Raw genomic sequence first — 20,953 nt, forward strand, 5'->3', positions numbered from 1 at the left:
CCTTAGTCAATTTTATGTCGCGCAGTCTGCGCACCAACCTTTGATGGTCAGTTCTATATCGTGATTTTGAAAACCTTTACCCAGCGTCGCTTGCAGGGTCACTTGCAATTGGTCTTGCAGTGAGGGATGGTGATGTGCCTGATTGGTGCAATGCTGTTCTTCATCCAGGCAAAACACTTTGGCACAGCGAGTGCATTTGAAATGACCATGCTGATGTTGAATGCCGCTGGCAACCATGTGCGGCTGATGATCGCTCCCCGTGTTGTAGCGAAATATTCTGTCGTCACCGGCAATTTTATGCGCCAGACCGGCATCAGTCAGGCAATCCAAAGCGCGGTATAGCGTAACTCTGTCCATGTCGGGCAAGGCATCTTGCGCCTCTTGATGCGATAGCGCACGTCTGGTGTCTAGCAATACTGTCAATACACTCAGGCGCGCATCCGTCACGCGGATGGCGGCTTGGCGCAACATCGTTTCGGCCAGCGCACGACCTTGATCCGGTGGCATGCTGGCAGAAATTGGCTGGCTAGATGATGTGGATTTCATGGGCGGACTGATTGTGAAATGAGTGAGCTGAGTGTGCGGGTCAAATCTCGATTGAAATAGATGTCAGAAACGCGATGCCAGATTATGCCTGAAAATGCAATTCAGTTGCAAATATGGAGATGTAAAGCTGGATGAAATTTTGGTTTTGCTAAGTGGAGTAGTCGCTATCTAATTACATTACAGCTTACGCAAAAACTAAAACCTCTCACCACAGAGGCACAGAGACACAAAGACACAGAGGAATAACAAAGAAAGAGAAAGGCAGGTTTTCGTTGTGCTCCTGATTTTCTCGGTGTCTCTGCGCCACTGTGGTGAGGGGTCTTGATGTTTATATCCAGCCATCTGGTCCTATGTGAACGGCCACAAGTTGCTTTTCGTTTTTTTGCGTAAGCTTTATGGATAATAAAATATACTCCTATTCAGTATATTTTATTGTCCATATATTCCTTGGTCTTCAAGGGCTATTTATAAAAAATGATGGGGAGTATATTAATTTAATGAATGGCAAGCTAGTCAGCGAGGGCTAAATAATAACGGCTAAATGCCGCTTATTTTTTTGCCCGCGGATGTGCCTGATCATAAACTTTTGCCAGATGCTGGAAATCCAGCGAGGTGTAAATCTGAGTGGCGGCGATGGAACTATGGCCCAACATTTCTTGCACGGCTCGCAGGTCGCCGGAGGATTGCAGCACATGCGAGGCGAAAGAATGGCGCATGACGTGCGGGCTGACATCGGCTGGAATGCCCAAGGATTGTGCATGGGCTTTAATGCGTAATTGCACCAGCCGCACAGAAATCCGGCTACCGCGCTCGCTTAAAAATAGCGGATGCGGATCGGCTTTCAGCAGGGTAGGACGAATTGCCAGCCAGGTTTTGATTGCCTCCAGCGCCGGGCGACCGACTGGCACTATTCTTTGTTTATTGCCTTTACCGGTGACATGGACTTCTGCCTGCTGCATGTCTACCCAGCCTTGTGAGCTATGTTCTTTTTGATGAGATTGCAGAGCGTCTAGCGCCACCAGTTCTGACACCCTCAATCCACTGGAATAGAGTAATTCAAACATGGCACGGTTAGCCGCTTGCGTCGCCGTATCTGAGCGATGTTGCGATACCAGACGCACCGCATCATCGGTACCCAAGGCTTTTGGTAAGGATTTACTTTTTTTCGGTGGTTTGATGCCATCCACCGGATTGGCAATCATCGTAGTTTGCTCTGCCAGCCAGCGATAAAAGCCGCGCCAGCAAGACAGTTTGCGCGCAATCGAACGTGGATTTAAATCTTGCGCATGCAGTTGCGATGTAAAGCGCCGGATTTGATGATGCGATATGTCAGTCAAATCACTCTCACCGGCAAACTTGAGCAACTCGGCTAAATCTAGCCGGTAACTTTCCACCGAATGAGATGACAACTGCCGCTGCGACCGCAACATCTCCAGATAGTCTGTAATGCGGTTTTGTTGCGCTTCAGTGGACATGATGTTGCATTCTTAGTGAGCAGTTTTAAGATTAGGACTTACGCAAAAACGGATAGTTTTTTGTGGATATGCACATGTCACCAGAAAGCTAGGGATAAGACGTCAAGACCTCTCAACACAGAGGCACAGAGAAAGAGTAAATACCGAGAAAATCACGACAACAGCGAAAACCTGCCTTTCTCTTGCTTTGTTGTTCCTCTGTATCTCTGCGCCTCTGTGGTCAGGGGTTTTGGTTTTTTCGTCAGTCCTAAACTAATTAATCAATCAGACAGCTCAGTGCAGCGCTGCTGGTATCGGCAATTTTGACTAAAAAATCGGTCGCCATTTCTTTGGTAAAACGAGCTGGGTCGGGAGAGCCAAGTACCAGCAAGCCAAAGGTATTCGGTGATCCGGCTCCTAGCGAAATCCGTAAAGGCAGCATCGCGACGGATGCAATTTTCTCATCTGTTTCTATCCAGGTTGATGCTTCAAAATCCAAATTTTTTCCGCAGAAAGGTGTGCTCAAGCCTTTTGAAAATAATTGAGCATCCTCACTGACCTCTTTGGCAAACCAAGTATGCGAAAAGTCTTCAGCGACTTGCCATAAGCGCAGCGTTGCGTAGGGCAAAGAGAAAATATCTTGCAAGCCTTGTGTCAGCACATACGGGAGTTCGACGTCGTTACGCGCCAATAGTAAAGAGCGCGTCCATGTCTGAAACTTGGACGTGATCGCATCGTTTTCTTGAGCGATGCGCATTAACTCTGCCATGCGCAATTCAAGCACTTTATATTTTTCACGCACGACTTCCATTTGCCGCTCTTGCAGCGAGATGGTGCGCCCGAGTACCGGGCTGGTCAGTTTAACGCTGGACAGAAGCTCGGCATGCTCTTCAAAAAAGTGCGGATGGCTGATGAGGTAGGTGGCAATGTCGGTGGAGTTCATGCTTAAAACTTTATAAATGTTCGGTAGCGAATTTGCATAATTTTATGCAAAAAATGATGCAAAGATGACTGCAGGGTTTTGGTGGTACTGACTGCCGCAACTACATTGGTAAATACGTTCGCAACTACATTGGCAACTACCTTACAACTCAATGCTATGTGCATGTCTTAAATATCAATTTCACCTTCGTACACAGTGACTGCCGGACCGCTTAAAAATACTGGCTGGCCTTCACCTTGCCAGGCAATTGACAGCTCGCCGCCCTGCATACTGACACGGACAGGCGATGTCAGCAAACCACGGCGTATACCAGCGACTGCTGCCGCGCAGGCACCAGTGCCGCAGGCCAGAGTCTCGCCAGCGCCGCGCTCAAATACGCGCAGACGAATATGCTGGGCATCTAGCACTTGCATAAAACCAGCATTCACCCGTTTAGGGAAGCGCGGGTGATGCTCAATCACGGGGCCGTCAAGAGCGACCGCAGCGGTGCCAGTATCGTCCACCACTTGCACTGCATGCGGATTGCCCATAGAGACGACTGAGAACAGCGCTGCTTTGCCATTGATCAATAAAGGCCAGAGTGAGTCGTGTCCTTGGGGTATCGCGTTCAGTCCGGCGGCATCAAATGGTACGGCAACTGTATCAAGTATCGGTGCGCCCATGTTGACGGTAATACGACCGTCAGCCTCTAAGCGCGGCTCAATAATGCCCGACATGGTTTCTACTTTGATGGCAGAGTTAGAGGTCAGTTTTTTGTCGATCACAAAACGCACAAAAGCGCGTGAGCCATTGCCGCATTGCTCGACTTCGCCGCCATCAGCGTTATAAATACGGTAACGGAAATCAATCCCTGCGGTGTCAGAGCGTTCGACTACTAGGATTTGATCGGCACCAACACCAAAGCGGCGATCAGCCAGCAATTTCCACTGCGCTGGCGTAAAAGAAATAGCTTGATTGATGGCGTCAATCACAACAAAGTCGTTACCTGCGCCATGCATTTTGGTGAATTTGAGTTTCATCGTTTTATTATAACTTGCTTGATGTTGGTTCTAGCGCTGATGCAGGGATTTGCTGCTGCCACTTTAGCCGTGACTCGCCCATCAACCGCAGTGCAAAGGGACAATTTCTGCGTCTGATATTGGTCTGTGTTGGTCTGATATTGGGCTTAAATATTTGGCTGCAGTGATTAACATGAATCAGCATACTCCATATTAGTATATATAGAGTGTCCATGAGTTAATTGGTCTTTATGCCATAAATAGAAAAAAATGAGGGGAGTATGTTGACTGGCGTAAATCTTTTATAAATTGCCGATGGATATTCTTGATCAAGTTTCATAACATGGCAGCAACATTTTTAACGCTGATGCACGAGATTTTTCCCGGCATAAGTTAGCCAAATCAGTGATCGCTACTGATGCAGTCGCCAGCAATCTAAGGTAATTTCAGGCAATCTTAGACAATTTTATACACGCCGCAACCTAGTACGACATCTTTGGAAACCGGCACGATGTACGATGTTTTCGTATCCACATTCTTTGTATTCGGGTTCAAAATCGTGTAATCAACCCAGCCGCCGCTGCGCGGGATTGCGAAGGCGTCAGCAACTAATTTGCGACCATCCAATCCGGTGACTTGTAGCAGATTGACTTGTAATTTAGACGAATTCCCGGCAAAGGCTATGTATTGGCCGCTACGGTCAAAGGCAAATACGTACATGTCGCGGTCGGCAAATTGGTGATTTTTATCGGCGGTAATGAGCTGCAGCGCAGCCTTACCGCTGTTTTGGTAAAGCGCCACCGCCTTTTTAACCAAGGCATATGCTTCATCTGCCGTGCCTTGCCGCAGTTTGAATGAGGACACCGCTTTCGATAAGGCGGTAGCCCGATCTTCCAGATTGATGGACGCATTTTTGGCTTCTTCTGCCATCTGACCATTACTTTGGGTGATCTCATCCAGATGGCGTATCGCCTCTGAGATTTGTGCCAAGCCATTGCTTTGTTCTTCTGAAGCGGTAGAAATGGAGTTGATATTGCCTGCCAGATTACGGATGCCATCCACAATATCGGCCAGCGTGGTGTTGACCTCGTTAATCTGCGAGACACCGGTTTTAACCCGATTGACGGAATCATCAATCAGCAATTTGATCTCTTTGGCCGAGCCTGCACTGCGTTGCGCCAGATTGCGCACTTCGGCCGCGACTACCGCAAAGCCACGCCCTTGTTCGCCTGCGCGTGCCGCCTCAACCGCCGCGTTAAGAGCGAGAATATTGGTCTGGAAGGCGATGGTATCAATCAGGCTGACGATTTCTTGCATCTTCAACGCACTGGTTTGGATGCCATTCATAGATTCGACCGCTGCGCTCATGGTGCTGCTACCCGATTCTGCAATCAGACGGACATTGGCGGCAAGAGTATCCACCGATCTGGCGCTGGCGGCATTTTTTTGTACGGTTTCTGCCAGGTCTTCTACGCTGGCAGAGGTTTGTTCCAAGCTGGATGCCTGCTGCTCCGTGCGAGTGGATAAGTCGCTGATGCCAGTCGCCAGTTGATGACCCAGTTGGGACACCATGCTGGAATTGGTTCTTACATTAGCGACCAGTGCCGACAAGTTGTAATTCATCGTCTCTAAAGTTTGCCCCGTGGTGGCTAACTCATCTTTTCCAATGACGATCACTTGTGTCGTCAGATCGCCCGAGGCACCTGATTTGGCGGCGAGGGTGACGGCAGCTAATCCCTGCAAAAACGAATGATAAAAGCCATAAAACAAATACGCGACCAGTGACAACAGGATCAGCGCGATTACGGCAGCGGCGTTACGTTTAAAGCGCAAGTTCTCTGTGCGCTCAAGTATGTTGGTCGCTTTGTTCTGTTCGATCTGGCTGGTTTGAATAGCTCGTGAGGCGACTTGGCTATCTGCCACTACGCTTTGAAGTTCTTGCTGATAATTAGAAATGATATTGACGCTCAGAAGCAACATCGGCAATACAAATATAGCTGCCATACACAATAATTTGGCGCGCAAACTGAACTTGCCCATGATCAGGCTAGACGGAGCCATAAAGCGACTGACAAGCTGTTGGAGAGTTGCCATGCTGTCCTCTTTAAAAGGTTGTAGTGTGAGCTAATTCGTTTCAATGATTTTCTTGCGGTCAATCCAGTTCAAAATCATTGTCGCAGATTTTTAAGCTGATTTAATCGATTCCCGTATCCGTATTGAATTTTGTGGGACGGTAGTAGCAAAGCTGCGTGCTAGTTTTAAAGCGACTTTATCAAGCGCGACCTCATCGGTACGCCGGGGCGCGGCTTAGCGGGATTTCGTTTTGGTTTAATTTTGGTTTAATTTTGGTTTGGTTGAGATGACATACAAAAACCAGTACACTTCCTTCATCTGTCAGTCATACTGTACTGGTCTTTTTGTGCTGTACTGTCCATTGAGACGGGCAGTACACCATGTTAGTGTGCGAGGCATCGTAATCCATCCTTAGATCAAACGAGATCAAACGAGTTAAAACGATCACTGCGAACTAGCACTGCGTTGTATGAGTGTGTGCTGTTCCTGTATTTTGGTTTAAAGGTGGGATAAAAAGTATATGATTCACTCACAAGGTGATTCTTTCGATTCGATTTAAGGCGATACCCTCGCCTGGTGAAAAGCACGGAGACCCCATGAACGCACCCATCAAGTCACAGACGTTGATCGACAATGACATCACGCTGGACGACAAATTTACCCTAGAGCGCGGCCGCGCTTTTATGACTGGCACGCAAGCGCTCATCCGCTTGATGATGCTGCAACGTCAGGCCGATGAAAAAGCCGGACTTAACACCGCTGGCTACATCACAGGCTATCGCGGCTCACCGCTAGGCAACGTCGATCTGACTGCCGCCAAAGCTAAAAAACATTTAGAAAAAGCGCATGTCAAATTTCATCCTGGCGTGAATGAAGATTTAGCCGCAACCTCGGTCTGGGGTACGCAGCAAGTCAATTTATTCCCAGGCGCTAAATATGATGGCGTATTTGCGATGTGGTACGGCAAAGGTCCAGGCGTCGATCGTTGTGGCGACGTGTTTAAACATGCGAATCTGGCAGGCACGTCCAAACATGGTGGTGTACTGGTCATCGCGGGTGATGATCATGCCGCGAAGTCTTCTACCGCTGCGCATCAGTCCGAACATATTTTAAAAGCCTGCGGTATTCCGGTGCTGTACCCGTCCTCGGTACAAGAGTATTTAGATTACGGCTTGCATGGTATTGCGCTGTCTCGTTACACAGGTTTGTGGGTATCGATGAAATGTGTGACCGAAGTGGTCGAATCCGGCGCTTCCGTCGATATCGATCCTGATCGCATCAAGCCGATTATCCCTAGCGATTTCCAGATGCCGGCCGATGGCATCAGCATCCGTACTCCCGATCCAGTATTAGCGCAAGAAACGCGCATGATCAACTATAAATGGTACGGCGCCTTAGCCTATGCGCGTGCCAATAAACTCAATCAAATTATCTGGGATAGTCCACGTGCCAAGGTCGGGATTATCACCGCCGGTAAGTCTTATTTAGATACACGTCAGGCATTGGCCGATCTGGGGATTGATGAGCAGGCTGCTGCCGACATCGGTATTCGTTTATACAAAATCGGTATGACTTGGCCGCTGGAATCCCAGGGTGTGCGTGAGTTTGCGACAGGTCTGGATGAGATTCTGGTCGTGGAAGAGAAGCGTCAGATTCTGGAATACGCGATCAAAGAAGAGCTCTACAACTGGCAAGATGATGTCCGTCCGCGCGTCGTCGGTAAGTTCGACGACACCGGCGAATGGAGTGATCTGGATCACGCCGGTCATGGTGATTGGTTGCTGCCAGCGACCTACGAATTAAGCCCGGCACAAATCGCCCGTGCAATTGCATCGCGTATTACTAAATACTTCTCTGGCCATCCGGTAGAACAACGTGTGAAAGAGCGTGTAGCGTATCTGGAAGCCAAAGAAGCAGCTTTAAATATCGCTGCCAAGCCCGATCCTAACAAAGATCGTGTGCCGCATTTTTGCTCAGGTTGTCCGCACAATACCTCGACCAAACTGCCTGAAGGCAGCCGTGCATTAGCTGGTATCGGTTGCCATTACATGGTGACCTGGATGAACCGCGAATCCACCGTCTTCAGCCATATGGGTGGCGAGGGTGTGACTTGGGTTGGGCAATCACCATTCACAACTGAGAAGCATGTGTTTAGCAATCTGGGTGACGGTACGTATTTCCACTCCGGTCTGCTGGCGATCCGTGCTGCGGTAGCCGGTAAGGTCAATATTACCTACAAAATTTTGTTCAATGACGCGGTTGCCATGACCGGTGGTCAGGAGTTTGACGGCCCGCTCGATCCTGGCATGATTTCACGCCAGATCGCCGCTGAAGGTGTCACCCCGATTATCGTTGTGACCGATGAACCGGAAAAATATCCAGCCGATTACAACTGGGCGCCCGGCGTCACTGTGCGTCATCGTAGCGAACTGGATGCCGTCCAGCGCGAACTGCGCGAAGTCATTGGTACTTCCGCCATGATTTATGATCAAACCTGCGCCTCAGAAAAACGTCGCCGCCGGAAAAAATTTGATAAAGATGGCAAACCTGGCTTCCCTGATCCAGCCAAACGTGCTGTGATCAATGAGGCTGTCTGCGAAGGTTGCGGCGATTGCTCCGTGCAGTCCAACTGCCTTTCTGTCGAGCCATTAGAGACCGAATTTGGTCGTAAGCGTCAGATCAATCAGTCCTCCTGCAACAAAGATTTTTCTTGTGTGAATGGTTTCTGCCCAAGTTTTGTCACGGTCGAAGGCGGCAAGCTGAAAAAGCCTGCCAAAGCCAAAGTAGAGCAGGGCACGGCGCTGGATGTGGCAAGCTTACCTGATCCAGTTTTACCTGCCACTACCGAGCCACTGAATGTCTTGGTGACTGGTATCGGCGGCACCGGCGTGATTACCATCGGTCAGGTCATGGCGATGGCCGCGCATCTGGAAGGTAAAGCTTGCTCGGTATTGGATATTACTGGCCTGGCACAAAAAGGCGGCGCGGTGATGTCGCATGTGCGCTTGGCAGACAATGCCGACGATCTGCATTCCACTCGCGTCGGTACAGGTATGGCTGACGTCGTCATTGGTTGCGATGAAATCGTGACGGCGAGTCGCGATGCACTGTCACGCATGGGCGAGGGCCGTACCCGTGCCGTGGTCAATTCTTCCGTATCGCCGACATCGACCTTTATCAAAAATCCAGACTGGCAATTTCCAGTGGAAGCCGCCGAGGCGGAAATTGGCAAAGCCTGTGGCAGCGACCGTGTAGACATGATCGATGCGTCCCACATCGCAACCACGCTGATGGGCGATAACATCGCCTCCAATATGTTTATGCTCGGCTATGCCTGGCAAAAAGGCTGGGTACCTTTGACCCAAGCCGCGCTGATGCGTGCGTTGGAATTGAATGCAGTGGCAATCGACTTCAACAAACAAGCTTTTAACTGGGGTCGCGTCGCGGCACATGATCTGGCGGCGGTCAAAAAACTGGTCACGCCAGCGCAAGTGATTGAGCTGAAACGTGCACCAACTTTAGATGACACCATCAGCAAACGTATTACGTTCCTCACGGAGTATCAAGACGCTGCCTATGCTTTGCAGTACAGCGAATTTGTGAACAAAGTCAAAGCTGCCGAAACTAGCATCGCTGATGGCAAGCCATTACGTCTGACGGAAGCGGTCGCTAAATATCTGTTCAAACTGATGGCATACAAAGATGAATACGAAGTCGCCCGTCTGTACACCAATGGCAAATTCCAGCAAAAAATCGCCGGCATGTTTGAGGGCGACTACAAAATCAACTTCCATTTAGCGCCACCCTTGCTAGCTAAAAAAGATGACAAAGGTCATTTGATCAAGCAGCAGTTTGGCCCGTGGATGATGAAAGGTTTTGGCATCTTGGCCAAGCTCAAATCCCTGCGCGGCGGCGCGTTTGATATATTCGGCTACACCGCAGAACGCAAGATGGAACGCGCTCTGCCAGTCGAGTACAAAGCCACAGTCAGCAAATTATTAGGGCAATTGACCAAGGATAATTTGCCGAAAGCAGTAGCGATTGCCAGCATCCCAGAAGATATCCGCGGTTATGGTCACGTCAAAGAACGTCATTTTGAAGCGGCAAAAGCCAAAGAAGCAAGCTTGATCGCCGAGTTTTCTACCCCAAGTCAGGCACAAAAGGCGGCTTGATGCTGTAGAGGATAGGTTAGGGTAATATCAAAAATGACCGGTCTGACCGGTCATTTTTTTGTCACTACAATGCCCGTGGTAATCGTAATTTCAATATACTCCCAATTATTTTTATAAAAAACATCTAATTGTCCAAATATTATAAGGGCATATAAAATATACATTTGGGGAGTATATACTGAAGTATTTGTTAATAAGTTGTGAGTCATGCATGCGCAGTGTCGGTATAAATTGATAGACTTATGATTAAGCTTGCTAAGGTAGATGCGGTAGATGGGGTAGTCCAAGCCTAATAGGGCTTACGCAAAAAAGTCTTACCCCAGTCTAACAGCAGGATGTACATCTAAGCTTTTAGCGCATTTCACAAACGCTTTATCAAAAGTTTTAAATCCTGTCGCCGTCGCGCTGATCACAAACTCGGTACCCCGGCGGCAGATGGAGATCGTCCCGTATCGCTTTAGGAATAATGATTTGCCCTTTGCTAGGTAGTTTGACGGTATCCAGATCTGCCTTCATCTTTTAAGTAAGTCGTAGAACCTTACCGGATGCTATCGCTAGCAACAAGCCTCAGTCATCCCATCGTCACAATCTACTGTCAGACTTGTTGCATCGCAATAAGATATGGTTACTCATTAATGATTTCTTTCACCAAGTCTGTACTGGCTGCTATTTTTCTTTCCCTCACTTTTTTTAGTTCCGTTTTTGCTGTGGATAATGCGATTATCGTTGGGCAGGTGATTGACCTGTCTGGCCCCAATGGCAGTATCGGGCGTGATTATGTGGCAGGTATTACGACTTACTTTGATAGCCTGAATGTTGCTGGTGGTCTCAATGGACGCCGGATTAAATATCTGGTGCGTGATGATCAGGGCGATGCTGCTGCTTCTGCAAAAGCAGTTACTGAGCTGATCGGTAAAGATAAAGTAGATTATTTGTTAGGTGGAATTGGTCTGTCGGTTACCAATGCAGTCGTTGCTTCTCCGGCGTTTAAACAAAGTGCACTGACGCTATTTGCGCCTTTGGTTAGCTCTGTTAAAGACTACAATTCCCGCGTCGTCTTCTGGCGCCCTAGTCCAGAACAAGAGATGCAATATATCTTTTCTTATTTTGATAAATTAGGCATCAAAAGCGTTGGGATTGCGTATCAGGAGTCGGAGCTCAATCAGGAAATGTACCAATACGTAGTGGCCGAAGTCGGTAAGCGCAAAATGATCTTAAGCGGCGTCGCACGTATCTCTAATTCACCCGTAGAAAACGAAAAAGAAGCAACCGCGCTGGCCGCTAAAAATCCAGGCATCGTGATCGTTGTGTCGGACACTGTTGGGACAGGCTTGTTTTTAAAACAGTTCCGTAAGCGCGCGGATAAAACATTTGTCGCAGGAATGTCCCTAATTAATTTAGAAACCTTGGCTGAAGTAGCAGGGCGTGGTGCCTTGGAGTGGACAGTATTTTCGCAAGTCGTTCCCAATCCTCTGGGCAAAAAGACTATCGTCCAGATTGACCATAGTGCGATGATGAAAAAGTTCCGGGATGAGGATTTGTCTTCGTTGACGCTAGAGGGATTTATCGTCGCTAAGACTCTGGCAAAAGCAATTGCTATGTCTAAATCCGGTCGCGATGGTTTGCAGCTGTTAGCGGCGCAAAAACATACGCTCGATCTGGGTGGCATCAGCGTTACGCCGGACGACCCTAGTCGTCATATGTCTGGCTATGTAGATATCGCCTTGTTCCGCAAAGGTGGCGGTTTGTTATTTTGAGCAGCGCATAGCATCGGCATTTCTGCAAAATGATCTCGGTTTAATGACAAATCTGGTTTTAAGTCAGACCATGCAAATGCATCAGGATTTTTCATCACTATTACTAAAAAATTGAGTCATCACCCCAGTAACCATGCCAAGGCAGGGATCTGGTGACTGCAAAGTCGCATACCACTGGATTCCAGCCTTCGCTGGAATGACGACTGTTCCGGTACTTCTGCTTCGTTTTATCTCATTCTCCTCCCGCATCATCAGCGCAGGATTCAAGCTTTCTTGCCATTTTCCAACTGGGCTGCAATTGGATTTACAATGCTCCCCAGCCAGTTTTGTTCCACATCATCAATGTGATCAATTCTCTATTTGATAAAACACGTTCAACACAATATTTTTTGCTGCATTGGCAATTAAAAAGAGTGAGCGATTAATGACTAAGCATGCCACGAGTCTGCTTAGCTACAATAAACATACACCCGATAGGAGACCACCTTGTCAACACAAAAACAAAAATCAGCTGCCATTCCAGAGGGCGCAGGCGCATTGTTTTTTATTCAAATATTCGCGACCTTGGGTTTTGCCGTTTTGTATTCAACGCTCGTGTTATATGCAACTAAAAAATTGAATTTCAGCGTGAAAGAGGCCACCGCGATTATGGGTGTATTTGGTGCTTTTAATTACGGCTTACATTTATTTGGTGGTTATCTGGGTGGCCGCTTTATCAGCAATCGCAACTTGTTTGTCGGCGGTATGCTCTTGCAGGTCATCGGTTGCGGTTTGATTTCTGGCGGCACAGTGCAGCAACTGTACTGGGGTTTAGCTTTCTTCCTGACCGGCAGTGGCTTAAACGTCACTTGTTTAAATCTGATGCTCACACAACGATTTAAGCCAGAAGACGACCGCCGCGAAAGCGCGTTCCTCTGGAATTACGCCGGGATGAATTTGGGTTTTACTATCGGCTTTGCAGCGGCAGGTGCTTATCAATTACAACAGGATTACGCCAGTTTGTTTATCTTCGCCACCATTGGTAACTTTATGGCGATCGTGCTTGCTGCATTTAACTGGAAGAAGCTATCGGACTTGAATACGCCTCTGCTACAAGCAGGACCGAATGAATTTAAATTGCGTTTATCCGTTGGTTTACTGGTCTTATTTGGACTGGTGCCACTGATTTATTTTATGTTGCATCATGCTGAGGTCAGTGGCTATGTCGTATTGGCAATTAGTGCCGTGATTGCCCTGGTTTTAATTTGCCTCACTATGATTCACAAAGACCCTAGAGAGCGCAGAAATATGTGCGCGTATTTAATCCTCGCTGTAGGCTCTTTAGTCTTTTGGACTTTGTATCAAATGGCTCCGACGGGTTTGCAATTGTTTGCGGATAATAATGTGGATCGCATGGTCTGGGGCTTTGAAGTCGCGCCACAGTGGATACAAAATATCAATAGTTTTACCATCATGGTTGGCGGACCTCTGATGGCAATGCTGTTTAGTTCTTTGCGTAAAAAGGGTTGGAATATCGACATTCCTAGGCAGTTTGCCGCCGCCTTAGTATTGATCGGATTAGGATTTTTAGTTCTGCCCGTAGGCATCACATTGGCAGCTGCCAATGGCCTTGTCGCCTTCAAATGGATATTCATCAGTTATCTGCTGCAAAGCGCCGGCGAATTGCTGATTTCACCGATTGGTTATGCCATGATCGGTCGTCTGGCACCAACGCAATATCAAGGTGTAATGATGGGTACCTGGATGCTGGTCACTGGCACTGCATCCATTTTCTCCAGTTATTTCTCTGGACTGATCCCCGAAGCGGCAAGCGGCATGGCAGCCTCCACCAATCCAACCTACTACCAAATTTTTTCCAATCTAGGTTGGGGCGCGGTTGGGGTCGGTGTCGTGCTGGTTCTGCTGATACCGGTATTACGTAAATTGATTACCAACGGCGCGGAGAAGATCGATGTGGCGATGCCTACAGTCGTACCAAGCGAAGCACCCATTATTTAAAATGAACAACTAGATTCGCTTATTGTTGTAGTCAACACATCGCAGAGAGTAAGGTATGACATCACGCCGTCTCATCATGATCGCCGCCATCAATATGTTCATCGCCGTCGCCGCGGGCGCATTTGGTGCGCATGGATTAAAGGCGATACTCAGCGCAGAGATGCTAGCAGTCTGGCAAACCGCAGCGACTTACCAGACTAGCCATGCACTTGGCTTGTTTGGTATCGCTTTGCTGATGCCGCGTTTGCATTCCATCTGGCTAGCGCGTTCTGCCACTGCGATGCTGATCGGGATTGTGGTTTTTAGCGGTAGTTTGTATTTGCTGGCAGTCAGTGGAACACGCTGGTTAGGTGCGATCACGCCATTTGGCGGACTGGCATTTTTACTCGCCTGGGCAATGCTCGCATGGGCGGCGTATCGCGATACCAAATCAGTTTGATTACAGATAAAAGGAAACACATCATGCGCGCCATCATCGTTTTATCAGTACTCACTTTGCTCAGTGCATGTGGCAAAAAACCAGAGCCAGCGATCTCCTCAGAGCCGCCACTATTCAAAATCGCCGAGCCACAGCGCGAGCAATTACAAAAGGCTAAAGAGGTAGAGCAGACGCTACAAAAAGCAGCCGATGCACAACGTCAGGTGATTGATGGCGTGAGCGCTAGTCAGCTTGAGAAGTGATTCTGCTAAATGCTTAGAATCACTTAAAAAGTGTACGAATGTAGGTACGATTGGCGCAGCGTAATCGTACCGATTGATTTTGTTTGATAGCGTGCGTTAGTTAGTAACGATAGGTTTGTGAGTAATTGAGCAGCGATTGTTTGTTGGCTAAATTGTGATTATGTGAAACGCTGACATGGGAAAATTTATGCGATGTCAATCGAGCTTGGGCAGGTTTGAACATTCAATTAATCATCAACAAAGCCGTCAGAAATAATGTTGCTATCTAAGATGCGTTTCAGATATTCATAAGTATCGGCGCAAATTTCAATTTTTTGACGATGACGACTACCTTCCGAACAAATAAATATAGTACAAATCTGTTTCGTGCCATTACTTGTCAGCGAATTTAAAAAAACTATATGTATTTTGTTAGATCCAAATGGCCGAGCGGCTAACCCTTTTGCAAATTCTTGAGCTTCATTAGATTTCAAGCATACCAAGTGGATTTTTGGTTTTTGATTTGGAAAAAATGATGATTCAATTGATATAGTTGTAGTGTCGGTTGACAAGTTTAGAATACGAATTAGATTTTTAGTGCCCATGATATTTAGTGTGAATGTAGATACGATTAGTTCGCCCAAATAAACCGAACAATAGCCATCGACAGCGCAAAACAGACCCCATACGAAAAGCTGTTGAGTTGAATAAGTTCTTGATTATGACTCCGACGCCAGTTGCCAATCAAGGACATCAAAATTCCTGACGCGATTGGGGTAAGTATAAGATTGACGATACGAAGCCAGTGCTCAGAAATGAAAAGTGTAGGCAAAAACCACAAGCTTATTACTCCTGCGACAGCACCTAAAATTAAATAGATGATGGTAGTAAGCAGAGGGCGTATTGGCTGAAATCGAGGAAAAGTTTTTTTGATGCTATGGCCAATCAGTTCAAAGATCAATTCACCAATCGCCTGAAGTATTAGTTCTCCGAAAAATTGAATCATCCATATGGAGATTTGAACGATGATCTCTGTTATTAATTCCATGAGTGGGCTGATGAGGAGAACTAAGAGAAGCAAATCGTACTATTTCATGTTGTTTAACTCTAGCATTATTTGGTAAGACTAAGGCTATTAACACTTCTACGATTACGCTCCGCTAATCGTCTACGCGACCGACGCCATCAATCAGCTGCACTACTTCTCATTCACCTTCACCACAGTCACCGTGCAATGCGATTCGGCGACTACTTGTGTGGATACGCTGCCCAGATAGCGTTTGATGGCGGAACTTCCTCTTGATCCTATGATGATGTGGTCGACGTCGTTGTTGTTGGCGTAGTCGAGGATGGCAGTTGCGGGATCGTGCGCTTCTAGTACGTGGAAAGTGATTTTGTCTGGGGTGATGTTGAGTGGTCTTGCCCAGTGTTTTAGGTCGACTAATTGTTTGACGTGGATATTTTGGCCTTGCTGGATCAGGCTGTCGTCCATGCCGATGCGGTTGACTTTGCGCACGGTGACGCAGGCGAGTCGTGCGCCTTGTTTGGTTTGCAGTGTGCGTTCGGTGATGTTGCGCAGGCTGTCGGCTAATTGTGTTGAGGCGTTGGTGGGATTACTCAAGTCCAGTGCGACCATGATGATAGGTGCTTGCGATAATTGCTCGGTGACGCTGTGCGGTAATGCAGGCTCTGAGCCTGCGGCCTGGAAGCGTCGTTTGAGTACCGATAAATAGCCGTCTTGCCCGGTTTTTGCTGCTCTGTCTGTGAGTGTTAATTGGTCTGGATATTGCAGTGACAAAGCGAGCTGGGCGGCGGTGTCAAACCGGGCTGCGGGATTGACTTCCAGGCAGCGCAAAATAATTTCTTGTAGCCAGTCGGGGATGTTGGGATTGTGGCTGCGTGGTGGAATCGGGTCGCGGTATAAACGTTTTTTCAAACCATTGACGGTGGTCGGATATCCATACGGACGTTGACCAGTCGCCAGGTGATACAGCAAAACACCTAAGGCGAATAAATCGCTGCGGGGTTCGTTACGCACACCGAGCACTTGCTCTGGCGAGATGTAGGGACCGGTGCCGAGTGGCAGTCGAAATTCTTCATCCAGCAAGTCGGGCAGTTTGTCATGTCGCGATAAACCAAAATCAATCAGCACGGCGGAACCATCTGCGCGGAACATAATATTGCTGGGTTTGATATCGAGATGGATCACGCCCTGACGATGTAAATCTTGCAGCGCATGCGCGATCTTGATGCCGATATCGACCACCTCGGCCACGGGCGGCGGGGCCTGATCAAAGCGGCTGCGCAGTGATTCGCCAGCGATGTGTTCCATGACGATATACGGTTGCGCATCAAAATCACCGGAGCCGAAATATCGCGGTACATGCTTGCCCTTGAGTTTGGGCATGATCATTTGTTCGACCTCAAACGCGACGATGGCAGTGGGGTCTTCGCTGGAAAAAAGCAGCGGTACTTTCATGATCAGTGCAGGCTGGGTTGTATCTTGCTCGTCAATATCGCCCGGTCCGCTTAGTTCCGGCGGGTGGCGTTGTTGCAGATCGCTGATACGCCATAAGGCTGCCATGCCGCCAGTGTGTAATTTTTCTTCCAGAAGGTAGCCATTGACTTGCATGCCCGTGTGCAGAACGCGGTGATGTAAGGGCGAACTTGAAGCCAGCTTGGCGTGTTCAACTGGACCGTTGTCGCTCTTCGGTGGTGACGGTGCTGAAGGTGCTGGCGGTGCTGGCGGAGCTGGCAATTTTTTACCCGTTTCTGTTTGGCTTGATTGGCTGGACTTGTGATCTTTGCTGAATTTAGTTGCCGCTCACCAGGCGCTGTGCCAGAACTGCAGGCAAACCGGCGGCGATCACTTTGAGCGCAGTTGTTTCGTGATCGTACGGGATGCGGTAGTAGGTCAGCTCTAGTGTTTCTGTATCAAAAGTGGCGTAACACGCAGCCGGATTGCCGTCTCGCGGTTGCCCGACTGCGCCGGGTATCACCAGCCAGCGGCGTTGTTTGTTGAGTGGAATACTGTGTTCTGGCGCAGGTAAAAATTCGCCGGTTTTGCCTGCCAGAGTCATGTGGTACAGCCGTGGTAAATGGACGTGGCCGCAAAACGTGATGTGCGCTTTGGTCGCGTACATGCTGCGCATGGCCTCCATCACACCATCGACATATTCCCAATGTTCGGGCGCCCAGGCGTTGGCATGGACCAGCAGAATGTCGGGCAGCTCTATGCGGTAAGGTAAATCACGAATAAAGCCGATCTGCGCTTCGTTCAGTTGTGAGCGGGTCCACTCTACGACTTGTCGTGCGGTGGGGTTCATGCCTTGTCTGTCCTCTTGCAGCAGGCCTATGTCATGGTTGCCCATGAGTACATGCGCACCGCGCTGGGCATACTCCATTACCGTACTCATCACCCAAGCGGGATCAGCGCCATAGCCAATTAGATCGCCCAAAAATGCATATTGATCGACCTTTTGCTGCTGCGCATGAGCCAGGACAGCTTCCAGTGCTTCGCGATTGGCATGTACATCGGTGAGAACGGCGAGCAGCATGATAGGGATCTTGGTTTGGAGTAACGACTTTGGTGGATGATGAATTGTTCGTGAAGCTGCAAAGACAATCGACAATCAGTTTGCTTATTTTTTGAATGAGTAAGCAGGGCTGATTTTAGTTCATTATGCTAACGCTGGCCTTACATTCATCGGGGCACGCAAAAAACCAACAAAACAGTTTGTTGCCGAGACTAAGAGAACGCCAAGAGTTCTTTACTTCGCTTGCTTTTGGATGTCATCTCGGCCAACACCACGCCGGAATGACGTCCCGTATCTTTTGAGCATCATGTGATGAGCATCAATGAGATGAACATTAATATTCAATCTGAATATGGTCGCTAAATACTATTACTCATGGGTAGTATATTTAGTTGTCCATATATTTACTGCCTTACAGGCCATTTTTATAAGAAATTATGGGGAGTATATTGATTTCCTTAGTTTTATGCCGTTGCCGCGGCATATTCTTGATAGCCGTTGGCGCGTAGTGCGCAGGCCGGGCAAGTGCCGCAGCCGTGACCCCATGCATGCAATTGTCCGCGCTCGCCGAGGTAGCAGGTGTGGGTGTCTGCGCGGATCAGATTGACCAGATCTGTGCCGCCCAATTGTTCTGCTAATTGCCAGGTCTGGGCTTTGTTGATCCACATCAGCGGAGTTTCTAATTTGAGCCGGGTTGCCATGCCGAGGTTGAGTGCGACTTGCAAGGCTTTCATACTGTCGTCGCGGCAATCAGGGTAGCCGGAGAAGTCAGTCTCGCACATCCCGCCGACCAGCACGTTGGCACCGCGCCGGTACGCCAGTGTTGCGGCGACCATCATAAACATCAGATTGCGGCCTGGGACAAAGGTGTTGGGCAGGCCGTTCTCTTGCATGACGATTTCTATATCTTCCGTCATCGCGGTGTGGGATAGCTGCGAGATCAGCGACAGGTCGATCATATGATCTTCGCCCAGCTTGCTGTCCCAGTCGGCCGACAAGCCGCGCATCTTTTCTAGCAAAATCGGGCGTTGCCCCAACTCGATCGCGTGGCGCTGGCCGTAATCAAAGCCGATGGTTTCTACTCGCTGATAGCGTGACAAAGCCCATGCCAGGCAGGTGGTGGAATCTTGGCCGCCGCTGAACAGAACCAGTGCGCTATCGTTTAAAGAGTTCATATAGATTTATTGTGTTTATATACTAGATGGGAGTAGGCTTTTTTGGTACTTAATTGTCCAGATAATATATGGACAATCCAGTGATCAGGCTAGATACTCCCCTTATTTTTAAAATCAACGGAGTTGCGGCGCAACGCCTGCAAACGCCCGCACAGCATTTTATCAAGATCAGGTGAGATTGCTGGCAGTCAATGAAATATTGTAAGAGAATGGGATACTTTTGATCAAAATAGCTGTCTATTTACATCAACACCTACCCTGATTTTTTCTAAAAAGACTGCATGAGCTTCACCAAAAAATTTCTCTCTTCTTCTATCTTGTCCGTGATTGATCAGGGCATGCTCAGTGCGCTGAATTTTGCGATTGGCATGCTATTGATACGTCTGGCGACCAAAGAGGATTACGGTTTATACGGCCAATTGTACGCTGGTGGTTTGCTGGCCGGCCTGGTAGTGGATTCCTGGATTGCCGGTCCTTTGACGACGGTTGCCAGTGCAGTGCAAGAGAGCACCAGAAAAGCCTTGTTACGTCACTACTGGATACGCCAGATCTGGAGCACGCTGTTGATGGGAGGACTGGCATTTGTGATTGTCGCCTTTATCCCCGCAGCGACGCACAACAGTCAGCCTGGCTATTTACTGGCGATTGCTTTTGCGGCGTATGTGATTGGTAATGGCGTGCGTGAATACGGTCGTACTGTTGGTTTTATTCAATCGGACATTTTTGCCGTACTGCGTCAGGATATTGTTTATGTGACTTTGGTCGCACTGAGTTTGCTAGCGCTGTATTTGACAGATCATCTTGGTCTGGAATGGATTTTTACTTGTCTGGCGAGCTCCTCAATCATCTGTTCATTACTCGGCATCGGACGTTTAAAAGCCAATACTAGTGACCACAGCGACCATCAAAATCAGACCTTAAGTGATACCGCAAATGAGACACTGAGTGGCGCAAAAATTTCCCAAGTCCAGGAAGATTTGCAGCAAGTAATTGTCGATCATCAGGACACCATTAGCGGGCATGGCCGCTGGGCGATTTTAGGTGTGCTGGTCGGCTGGCTATCTAACTACAGCTATGTATATTTGTCCGGCGCGTGGTTAGGCGTGGCGGCGATTGCGGATCTAAATGCCTCACGTACTTTATTAATGCCCATACCGCTGGCAGTGGCAGCATGGTCGCGGATCGCGCGGCCAGAAGCTAGCCGCCTGATGGCGGAGCAAAACTGGACTGGTCTGCGCAAGCTAACCTTGTTTTCCATCGCCGGGATTGAGCTGGTGGTACTGGCATACGTTGGCGTAATGCTGCTGATGTTGCCCTGGCTAGAGGCGCATGTGATCGGTTCCAAATACAGCGGGCTTGATCCCCTGGTGATGCTGTGGGGCGCCTACTTTGCGATCAACGCCGCACGTTGGGTCGGTACCTCTTGGCTAAGCAGCGGCGGCGCTTTTCGTTCCCTGTTTTATCTGGGGAGCGTGACTTTGGTACTGGTATTGGGCATCACCTCATGGACCATACCGCACCTCGGCACGTCGGGCGCGATTACCGCGTTGATCGCGGTAGAAGTGTTTGAACTCTTCGTAGTGTGGAAATATATTCTGCCGGGTTTGCAGAAGAACGCGTGATCGTGGTTTGACCAATAGT

The 20,953-nt window shown here is 48.6% G+C and carries 17 protein-coding genes; 6 read left to right on the forward strand and 11 right to left on the reverse strand.

Annotated features, from left to right (window positions below; translation table 11 throughout):
* Positions 1–12: 12 nt before the first annotated feature.
* From RGU72_RS17445 to RGU72_RS17465, 5 genes are all read right to left on the reverse strand, one after another.
* Complete coding sequence (locus tag RGU72_RS17445; protein WP_322120948.1) at positions 13–546, reverse strand: Fur family transcriptional regulator; 534 nt, start codon at positions 544–546, stop codon at positions 13–15.
* Between the two features lie 548 nt (positions 547–1,094).
* Positions 1,095–2,021: a tyrosine recombinase XerC gene (xerC, locus tag RGU72_RS17450; RefSeq protein WP_322120949.1), complete on the reverse strand. Its 927-nt coding sequence runs from the start codon at positions 2,019–2,021 to the stop codon at positions 1,095–1,097.
* 256 nt (positions 2,022–2,277) lie between these two features.
* Positions 2,278–2,943 carry a DUF484 family protein gene (locus RGU72_RS17455; protein ID WP_322120950.1) on the reverse strand — a complete coding sequence of 222 codons (666 nt, stop codon included), beginning with the start codon at positions 2,941–2,943 and terminating at the stop codon, positions 2,278–2,280.
* Positions 2,944–3,110: 167 nt separating this feature from the next.
* Complete coding sequence (gene dapF, locus RGU72_RS17460) at positions 3,111–3,962, reverse strand: diaminopimelate epimerase (RefSeq protein ID WP_322120951.1); 852 nt, start codon at positions 3,960–3,962, stop codon at positions 3,111–3,113.
* 435 nt (positions 3,963–4,397) lie between these two features.
* Positions 4,398–6,035: a methyl-accepting chemotaxis protein gene (locus tag RGU72_RS17465; protein ID WP_322120952.1), complete on the reverse strand. Its 1,638-nt coding sequence runs from the start codon at positions 6,033–6,035 to the stop codon at positions 4,398–4,400.
* A gap of 575 nt (positions 6,036–6,610) precedes the next feature.
* Here RGU72_RS17465 and RGU72_RS17470 point away from each other — a divergent pair.
* On the forward strand, positions 6,611–10,186 hold the full coding sequence (locus RGU72_RS17470) for an indolepyruvate ferredoxin oxidoreductase family protein (protein WP_322120953.1): 3,576 nt from the start codon (positions 6,611–6,613) through the stop codon (positions 10,184–10,186).
* A 384-nt stretch (positions 10,187–10,570) separates the two neighbouring features.
* Here RGU72_RS17470 and RGU72_RS17475 read toward each other — a convergent pair whose 3' ends face one another.
* Positions 10,571–10,702 (reverse strand): AbrB/MazE/SpoVT family DNA-binding domain-containing protein, encoded by a 132-nt coding sequence (locus RGU72_RS17475; protein WP_322120954.1) that lies wholly within the window; start codon positions 10,700–10,702, stop codon positions 10,571–10,573.
* A gap of 119 nt (positions 10,703–10,821) precedes the next feature.
* Here RGU72_RS17475 and RGU72_RS17480 point away from each other — a divergent pair, with 119 nt between their 5' ends.
* From RGU72_RS17480 to RGU72_RS17495, 4 genes are all read left to right on the forward strand, one after another.
* Positions 10,822–11,943, forward strand: coding sequence for an ABC transporter substrate-binding protein (locus tag RGU72_RS17480; protein ID WP_322120955.1), 1,122 nt, complete (start codon positions 10,822–10,824; stop codon positions 11,941–11,943).
* Positions 11,944–12,429: 486 nt separating this feature from the next.
* Positions 12,430–13,941, forward strand: coding sequence for an oligopeptide:H+ symporter (locus RGU72_RS17485; protein ID WP_322120956.1), 1,512 nt, complete (start codon positions 12,430–12,432; stop codon positions 13,939–13,941).
* A 55-nt stretch (positions 13,942–13,996) separates the two neighbouring features.
* The gene (locus RGU72_RS17490) at positions 13,997–14,380 is read left to right on the forward strand and encodes a DUF423 domain-containing protein (protein WP_322120957.1); all 384 of its coding nucleotides are present in this window, start codon (positions 13,997–13,999) and stop codon (positions 14,378–14,380) included.
* 23 nt (positions 14,381–14,403) lie between these two features.
* Positions 14,404–14,622: a hypothetical protein gene (locus RGU72_RS17495; RefSeq protein WP_322120958.1), complete on the forward strand. Its 219-nt coding sequence runs from the start codon at positions 14,404–14,406 to the stop codon at positions 14,620–14,622.
* A 227-nt stretch (positions 14,623–14,849) separates the two neighbouring features.
* On the opposite strand, the gene RGU72_RS17500 is transcribed toward RGU72_RS17495, so the two are convergent.
* The 5 genes from RGU72_RS17500 to queC form a co-directional block, all read right to left on the reverse strand.
* Positions 14,850–15,206, reverse strand: coding sequence for a hypothetical protein (locus RGU72_RS17500; protein WP_322120959.1), 357 nt, complete (start codon positions 15,204–15,206; stop codon positions 14,850–14,852).
* A 26-nt stretch (positions 15,207–15,232) separates the two neighbouring features.
* A complete protein-coding gene (locus RGU72_RS17505; RefSeq protein ID WP_322120960.1) occupies positions 15,233–15,649 on the reverse strand; it encodes a hypothetical protein in 417 nt (138 codons plus the stop codon).
* 150 nt (positions 15,650–15,799) lie between these two features.
* Positions 15,800–17,359 (reverse strand): bifunctional serine/threonine-protein kinase/universal stress protein, encoded by a 1,560-nt coding sequence (locus tag RGU72_RS17510; protein WP_322120961.1) that lies wholly within the window; start codon positions 17,357–17,359, stop codon positions 15,800–15,802.
* Between the two features lie 55 nt (positions 17,360–17,414).
* Entirely contained in the window at positions 17,415–18,158 is a 744-nt protein-coding gene (locus RGU72_RS17515; RefSeq protein ID WP_322120962.1) for a metallophosphoesterase family protein, read from the reverse strand.
* Between the two features lie 443 nt (positions 18,159–18,601).
* Complete coding sequence (gene queC / locus RGU72_RS17520) at positions 18,602–19,312, reverse strand: 7-cyano-7-deazaguanine synthase QueC (RefSeq protein ID WP_322120963.1); 711 nt, start codon at positions 19,310–19,312, stop codon at positions 18,602–18,604.
* Between the two features lie 281 nt (positions 19,313–19,593).
* Here queC and RGU72_RS17525 point away from each other — a divergent pair, with 281 nt between their 5' ends.
* Positions 19,594–20,934: a lipopolysaccharide biosynthesis protein gene (locus tag RGU72_RS17525; protein WP_322120964.1), complete on the forward strand. Its 1,341-nt coding sequence runs from the start codon at positions 19,594–19,596 to the stop codon at positions 20,932–20,934.
* The last annotated feature ends 19 nt before the right edge of the window (positions 20,935–20,953 follow it).

The organism is Undibacterium sp. 5I1 (assembly GCF_034314085.1).
GTDB lineage: Bacteria > Pseudomonadota > Gammaproteobacteria > Burkholderiales > Burkholderiaceae_D > Undibacterium.

Coding starts and splice junctions, on each gene's coding strand:
- RGU72_RS17500 (WP_322120959.1), bottom strand. CDS start 15,206: ATGGGCACTAAAAATCTAATTCGTATTCTAAACTTGTCAACCGACACT.
- RGU72_RS17455 (WP_322120950.1), bottom strand. CDS start 2,943: ATGAACTCCACCGACATTGCCACCTACCTCATCAGCCATCCGCACTTT.
- RGU72_RS17475 (WP_322120954.1), bottom strand. CDS start 10,702: ATGAAGGCAGATCTGGATACCGTCAAACTACCTAGCAAAGGGCAAATC.
- RGU72_RS17515 (WP_322120962.1), bottom strand. CDS start 18,158: ATGCTGCTCGCCGTTCTCACCGATGTACATGCCAATCGCGAAGCACTG.
- RGU72_RS17495 (WP_322120958.1), top strand. CDS start 14,404: ATGCGCGCCATCATCGTTTTATCAGTACTCACTTTGCTCAGTGCATGT.
- RGU72_RS17525 (WP_322120964.1), top strand. CDS start 19,594: ATGAGCTTCACCAAAAAATTTCTCTCTTCTTCTATCTTGTCCGTGATT.
- RGU72_RS17480 (WP_322120955.1), top strand. CDS start 10,822: ATGATTTCTTTCACCAAGTCTGTACTGGCTGCTATTTTTCTTTCCCTC.
- dapF (WP_322120951.1), bottom strand. CDS start 3,962: ATGAAACTCAAATTCACCAAAATGCATGGCGCAGGTAACGACTTTGTT.
- RGU72_RS17445 (WP_322120948.1), bottom strand. CDS start 546: ATGAAATCCACATCATCTAGCCAGCCAATTTCTGCCAGCATGCCACCG.
- RGU72_RS17490 (WP_322120957.1), top strand. CDS start 13,997: ATGACATCACGCCGTCTCATCATGATCGCCGCCATCAATATGTTCATC.
- RGU72_RS17505 (WP_322120960.1), bottom strand. CDS start 15,649: ATGGAATTAATAACAGAGATCATCGTTCAAATCTCCATATGGATGATT.
- RGU72_RS17465 (WP_322120952.1), bottom strand. CDS start 6,035: ATGGCAACTCTCCAACAGCTTGTCAGTCGCTTTATGGCTCCGTCTAGC.
- RGU72_RS17470 (WP_322120953.1), top strand. CDS start 6,611: ATGAACGCACCCATCAAGTCACAGACGTTGATCGACAATGACATCACG.
- xerC (WP_322120949.1), bottom strand. CDS start 2,021: ATGTCCACTGAAGCGCAACAAAACCGCATTACAGACTATCTGGAGATG.
- queC (WP_322120963.1), bottom strand. CDS start 19,312: ATGAACTCTTTAAACGATAGCGCACTGGTTCTGTTCAGCGGCGGCCAA.